Source organism: Lachnoanaerobaculum sp. (assembly GCF_057250505.1).
In genome coordinates this window covers 71,515-77,675 of the sequence record NZ_DBHIEQ010000013.1, presented here as the reverse complement: position 1 = coordinate 77,675, position 6,161 = coordinate 71,515, and the positions used below count along the sequence as shown (strand labels likewise).

Here is a 6,161-nt window from a genome sequence, read left to right as displayed (position 1 = left end):
AGCCAAGGATGTCCGAATACCTGCTTTGGCAGCGGCAAATCAAGTGCCATAAGGAATATCGGCCAGTAGATTGTATGGAATCTTATGATATCCTTTCCTATAAGGTGAAGATCGGCAGGCCAGAACTTTTTGAATCTCTCACTGCTGTCTCCGTCCACATCGTATCCTATACCTGTAATATAGTTTGAAAGTGCGTCAAGCCAAACATATGTTACATGCTTAGGGTCAAACTCCACCGGAATACCCCATGTAAAGCTTGTTCTGCTTACACAAAGGTCTTGAAGTCCCGGCAAGAGGAAGTTGTTCATCATCTCATTCTTTCTTGATACAGGCTGAATAAACTCAGGATGCTCATTGATATACTTAATAAGTCTGTCGGCATATTTGCTCATCTTAAAGAAGTATGCTTCTTCCTTTGCAGGGTATACCTCGCCTCCGCAGTCCGGACATTTGCCGTCTACAAGCTGTGAATCGGTAAAGAAGGATTCACAGGCCGTACAGTACATTCCCTCATAGCATCCCTTATATATATCGCCTTGATCATAGAATTTTTTAAAAATCTTTTGAACCTGCTTTTTGTGGTCCTCATCTGTAGTTCTGATAAACTTGTCATATGATGTGTTCATCAAATCCCAGATCTTTCTTATCTGTCCGGCAGCATTGTCCACATACTCCTTTGGAGTAATTCCGGCATCTTTTGCCTTATTCTCAATCTTTTGTCCATGTTCGTCGGTTCCGGTCTGGAAGAACACTTCCAATCCTTCTTCTCTTCGAAACCTTGCAATCGCGTCTGCGAGTACTATCTCGTAAGTATTACCTATATGCGGCTTTCCTGAAGCATAGGCAATGGCAGTTGTTATATAATATGGTTTCTTGCTCATCTGTTATTCCACCTTTTTATGTATTTATGGTGCTTAGTCTATGCTAAAACACCTTGATATTGATTTCACTTGTCTTTAGTTTTTTCCAGTCTAATCCAAGAATTTATTTTTTGCAAAGCACTCATCAGTGTATCACTCTCTATATCATCTAAGTTTTCAATCATTGACCTGACCATCTCATCATGGAACTCCTCATACTTAAGGAATGCATTCTTTCCTCTTTCGGAAAGCCTCACAAGGACCACTCTTTTATCCTTTTCGGACCTTTCTTTTATTACATACCCCTTTCTTACAAGGCTGTTTATAGAAATGGTCAATGTTCCTATAGTGACTGCAAGTTCTTTTGCAATCATAGACATGTTCTTCTTGCGATTCATTCCTATCGCACTTATTACATGTATATCATTATTGGTCAAATCCTTAAATTCAGAGGTACAAAGAGCACTCTCCTGATATTCAAGTATATCATTAAATAACTTTACAAGGATTACTTTAAATTCACTTGAACTTTTCAAAATACTCATCCTTTTTTGCATTGGACATAAAAATCCCATGCTTAATTTATCAAGCAAGTATTATACTAAATTTAGTGAATAATATCAAGCACACTAATTATTCCCTGCCGTTCCAGCAGTAGGTACAAAGCTTACAAGGCGAAATGCCGATTGATTCTATAAGGTCGTCAAGTCTGTGGAATCTAAGACTTGAGAAGTTTTGTATCTTTCTTATCTCCTCCACCATCTCGTTATAGTTTTTACTGTCAGGGTCCGCATAGTCAAAAAGCACTTCTTTACTTACATTCTCGCCCTCTCTCTCTCTTATAATTCTTCTGGTAATCAGATCGTAATCCGACTTTGACCTTGAAAAATTGAGATATTTGCATCCGAAAAGCAGTGGCGGACAGGCAGGTCTTACATGAACCTTTTTTGCACCCGAGTTATATAAAAATTCGGTGGTCTCTCTTAACTGTGTACCTCTTACTATGGAATCATCTATAAGCAGTATATCGTTGCCGCTTATAAGCTCCTGTACAGGGATAAGTTTCATCTTCGCTATCAGATTTCTTTGGCTCTGCTTGGTCGGCATAAATGACCTCGGCCATGTAGGAGTATACTTTATAAAAGGTCTTGCAAAAGGTATCCTCGATTCGTTCGCATATCCTATTGCATGTGCCGTACCCGAATCAGGAACACCCGCTACGATATCGGCATCTATATCATCCCTCCTTGCAAGAAGTTTTCCGCAGTTGTATCTCATGGTCTCTACATTCACGCCTTCGTAAGATGCCGTAGGATAGCCGTAGTAAACCCACAAAAACGAGCATATCTTCATCTCTTCTTTGGCAGGTGACACTTCTTTTACTTCATCCGCAGTAATAAATACAATCTCCGAAGGCCCCAGTTCCTTATAAAAGCTGTAACCCAGATTCAAATACGCGTGATTTTCAAATGTAATACAGAAGGTATCTTTCTTATGCCCTATTACAAGAGGGGTTCTTCCAAGTCTGTCTCTGGCGGCATATATTCCCTCCTTTGTCAAAAGTACCACACTTATAGAACCTTTTACAGTATCCTGTACATACTCAAGTCCTTCCTTAAATGACTGCTTTGAGGATATCAATGTGGCAATCAGCTCATTGTCATTGATGCGACCGCCGCTCTGCTCCTGAAAATGTACTCTTCCCTCGGTATAAAGCCTATTGACTATATCGTCATGATTGTCCACCTTACCTACAGTAGTGATTGCATAACTTCCAAGGCTTGACTGTATAAGTAAAGGCTGAGGGTCCTCATCCGAAATACAGCCTATTCCGATAGGTCCGTGCAAATCGTCAACATCTCTTTCAAACTTTGTTCTGAAAGGTGAGTTCTCAATATTGTGGATCACTCTGTTGAAATACTCACCGTCAAATACCGCCATTCCTCCTCGTCTTGTGCCCAGATGTGAATGATAGTCCACTCCGAAAAACAAATCCATTACACAGTCGTTTTTACCTACTACACCGAAAATACCGCCCATTTTTATCTCCTTATAACTACAAAAAGCAGATATAGAAATTCTATATCTGCCGGAATTTTATTGATTCAATACTTTCTTAGCTGCCGCTACTACATTTTCCTTTGTGAATCCGAACTTTTTGAAAAGCAAATCCTGTGGCGCACTTGCCCCGAAAGAATTCATAGATATAACTCTTCCGTCAAGTCCTGTATATTTATCCCATCCGAAGCCTGAAAGTGCCTCTATTGCAACTCTGTTTCTTACAGTCTTAGGTAAAACCTCTTCCTTGTATTCCTTGCTCTGGTTTTCAAATACATCCATACAAGGCATACTTACAACTCTTGTGGCAATACCTTCGCTTTCAAGCTCTGTTGCCGCATCTATTGCAAGTGAAACCTCCGAACCAGAAGCTATCAAAATCATATCAGGAACCGCCTTTGATGCCTCCTTTATGACATATCCGCCCTTAAGCGCCTTCTTTCCGCTTCCGTCAAGCTGAGGCAAATTCTGTCTTGTAAGCACAATTGCGGTAGGAGTTTTCTTTGATACAAGAGCCGCATACCAAGCCGCAATAGTCTCTCTTGCATCCGCCGGTCTGAATGTGTTGAAGTTCGGCAATGATCTGAGCATTGCAAGTTGCTCTATAGGCTCATGTGTAGGTCCGTCCTCACCTACTCCTATAGAGTCATGTGTAAATACAAATATTGTAGGAATATTCATAAGTGCTGACAGTCTTGCCATAGGCTTTGTATAGTCACTGAATACAAAGAATGTGGCACAGTATGCTCTAAGTCCGCCGTGAAGAAGTATACCGTTTGTAATTGCGGTCATTGCAAGCTCTCTTACACCGAAATGTATATTTCTGCCTGAGTAATCTCCCTTTGCAATATATCCCTCATTATTCATTACTGTCTTGTTGGATGGAGATAGGTCAGCCGAACCGCCTATAATATTCGGGTATATGTCCTTTAATCTGTTGATTATACCTCCCGATATATTTCTGGTAGCGGCAGACGCTTCATCCCAGCTCCAGAACTCGTCGGTATCTATCAAAGACTCATCTATATCATTGTAGTATTTTCCCCAAAGCTTTGCTTTATCACGATACTTGGCTGCATACTCTTTAAAGAGCTTATTCCACTCATCCTCCGCCTTTGCATTCTTCTCATTTACAGACTTGAAGTTTGCATAAACATCGTCATCCACCTTAAAGCTCTCATCAGGATTGAATCCGAAACCTGACTTAAGTGCTGCAAGTGCCTCACTTCCAAGCGGCTCACCGTGTGATGACGCGCTTCCGGCCTTCTTTCCCGCACCGTAGCCTATTATGGTATTAACCTTTATAAATGACGGTCTTTCTTTGTCCGCCTTAGCCTCTTCTATCGCTTTTCCTATAGCTTCAATATCATTTCCGTCTTCCACCTCTATAGTTTGGAATCCGAATGCTTTCATTCTCTCAACTACATTCTCTGTAAATGCAATATCTGTACTTCCTTCTATAGAGATGCCGTTTGAATCATAGAATACAATAAGTTTTGACAGTCCGAGTGTGCCTGCAAGTGAAAACGCCTCAGATGAAATACCCTCCATCATACATCCGTCTCCACCTAAAACATAGGTGTAGTGATCCACTATATCAAATCCGTCTTCATTGAACACACTTGCCATATGTGCCTCTGCCATAGCCATTCCTACAGCCATGCCCATTCCGGCTCCCAGAGGTCCTGTAGTTGCCTCAACTCCTACGGTATGTCCGTACTCAGGATGTCCCGGAGTCTTTGAATCAAGCTGTCTGAACTGTTTCAAATCCTCTAAGCTAAGGTCGCCATACTCAAAGAGATGGAATAATGAATACAAAAGCATGGAACCGTGTCCTGCAGATAAGATAAATCTGTCTCTGTTTGCCCAAGTCGGGTTCTTCGGATTGTGCTTCATATGATGTGCAAAAAGCTCATATGCAATCGGAGCCGACCCTAACGGTAACCCCGGATGGCCTGATTTTGCTTTTTCAATACCGTCTGCACTCAATACTCTTATGGTATTTATGGACTTAATGTCAATATTACTCATTTAAATACTCCTTTTATATATGTATCTTGGCATAAAGATTACATTATTCAGAACTTAGCCTGAACTCTAATCCGTTATATTGTACCACAATATAATAAATTATAAAATGTCTTGCAAATAGTATTTTTCTTTGGTAAAATATAGCCGTTATGGATTTTGCACGGGTTTTTCCCGATTGTGATGAAGTCCAATCCAAAATAATTATAAATATTTATAATTAATGTCAAAGGAGGTGTAACCGTGGCAAAATGTTCAATATGCGAAAAAGCTGCTCATTTTGGTAATGCAGTAAGCCATTCTCATAGAAGATCCAACAAAATATGGAAGGCTAATGTTAAGTCCGTTAAGGTCAAGACTGAAGGTGGATCTAAGAAGATGTATGTATGTACTTCATGCCTTCGCTCAGGTTTTGTAGAGCGCGCTTAATTATATCTGAGAATGCGTATTTAAACACAATAAAAGAGCCGTTTATCGGCTCTTTTTTGTTTGATTATTTTATTGATTTTTCGTAATCTGCTACGAACTTTTTGATACCTGCATCTGTCAGCGGATGGCTAAGCATAGACTTGAATACCGAATACGGTACTGTAGCGATATCGGCTCCGGCCTTTGCACACTCAAGCACATGCATATTGTTGCGCACCGAAGCGGCTATTATCTGTGTACCGATACCGTGTATATCAAAGATCTCCACAATATCTTCTATCAAAGATACTCCTCTGGTTCCCACATCATCAAGTCTTCCAAGGAAAGGTGATACATAGGTAGCACCTGCTCTTGCAGCCAAGAGTGCCTGCAAAGGTGTAAAAATCAGCGTACAGTTGGTAGCAATGCCCTCTTTGCTGAGTGCGGCAATTGCCTTAAGTCCTTCATCAGTCATAGGAATCTTAACGACCATATTCTTATGAATCTTTGCAATCTCTTTGCCTTCAGCTATCATATCCTCAGCCTTTGTAGTGGTTGCCTTCACTTCACCGCTTATAGCACCGTCTACAATATCCGTAATCTCTTTGATAACATCCTCAAATTTCTTTCCCGACTTTGCTACCAATGAAGGATTGGTGGTCACACCTGAGAGCACTCCCCATGATGCGACCTCTCTGATTTCATCCACGTTCGCAGTATCAATAAAAAATTTCATACGCCCACCTCACATATACTTTTTATTCTATTTTACCACTTTTGTATGTTATTTCAACAACAACACTATTG

6 protein-coding genes are annotated in these 6,161 nt (G+C 40.6%); 1 reads left to right on the top strand and 5 read right to left on the bottom strand.

Annotation, left to right across the window (positions count from 1 at the left end; translation table 11 throughout):
• The 4 genes from ACO6FI_RS07350 to tkt all read right to left on the bottom strand — a co-directional run.
• Positions 1–881, bottom strand: an 881-nt coding sequence (locus ACO6FI_RS07350; RefSeq protein WP_485456779.1) for a class I tRNA ligase family protein, incomplete at its 3' end; no start/stop codon positions are given.
• 65 nt (positions 882–946) lie between these two features.
• Positions 947–1,405, bottom strand: coding sequence for a MarR family winged helix-turn-helix transcriptional regulator (locus ACO6FI_RS07345; protein WP_485456778.1), 459 nt, complete (start codon positions 1,403–1,405; stop codon positions 947–949).
• Between the two features lie 88 nt (positions 1,406–1,493).
• Positions 1,494–2,900, bottom strand: coding sequence for an amidophosphoribosyltransferase (locus ACO6FI_RS07340; protein WP_485456777.1), 1,407 nt, complete (start codon positions 2,898–2,900; stop codon positions 1,494–1,496).
• A 57-nt stretch (positions 2,901–2,957) separates the two neighbouring features.
• Positions 2,958–4,949, bottom strand: a complete 1,992-nt coding sequence (tkt, locus tag ACO6FI_RS07335; protein WP_485456776.1) for a transketolase — start codon at positions 4,947–4,949, stop codon at positions 2,958–2,960.
• A 240-nt stretch (positions 4,950–5,189) separates the two neighbouring features.
• Between tkt and rpmB the strand changes: the two genes are divergently transcribed.
• Positions 5,190–5,375: a 50S ribosomal protein L28 gene (gene rpmB / locus ACO6FI_RS07330; RefSeq protein ID WP_007592637.1), complete on the top strand. Its 186-nt coding sequence runs from the start codon at positions 5,190–5,192 to the stop codon at positions 5,373–5,375.
• Between the two features lie 64 nt (positions 5,376–5,439).
• Here rpmB and fsa read toward each other — a convergent pair whose 3' ends face one another.
• Positions 5,440–6,090 carry a fructose-6-phosphate aldolase gene (gene fsa, locus ACO6FI_RS07325; protein ID WP_314767127.1) on the bottom strand — a complete coding sequence of 217 codons (651 nt, stop codon included), beginning with the start codon at positions 6,088–6,090 and terminating at the stop codon, positions 5,440–5,442.
• Between the last annotated feature and the right edge of the window lie 71 nt (positions 6,091–6,161).

Coding starts and splice junctions, on each gene's coding strand:
- ACO6FI_RS07340 (WP_485456777.1), bottom strand. CDS start 2,900: ATGGGCGGTATTTTCGGTGTAGTAGGTAAAAACGACTGTGTAATGGAT.
- ACO6FI_RS07345 (WP_485456778.1), bottom strand. CDS start 1,405: ATGAGTATTTTGAAAAGTTCAAGTGAATTTAAAGTAATCCTTGTAAAG.
- fsa (WP_314767127.1), bottom strand. CDS start 6,090: ATGAAATTTTTTATTGATACTGCGAACGTGGATGAAATCAGAGAGGTC.
- tkt (WP_485456776.1), bottom strand. CDS start 4,949: ATGAGTAATATTGACATTAAGTCCATAAATACCATAAGAGTATTGAGT.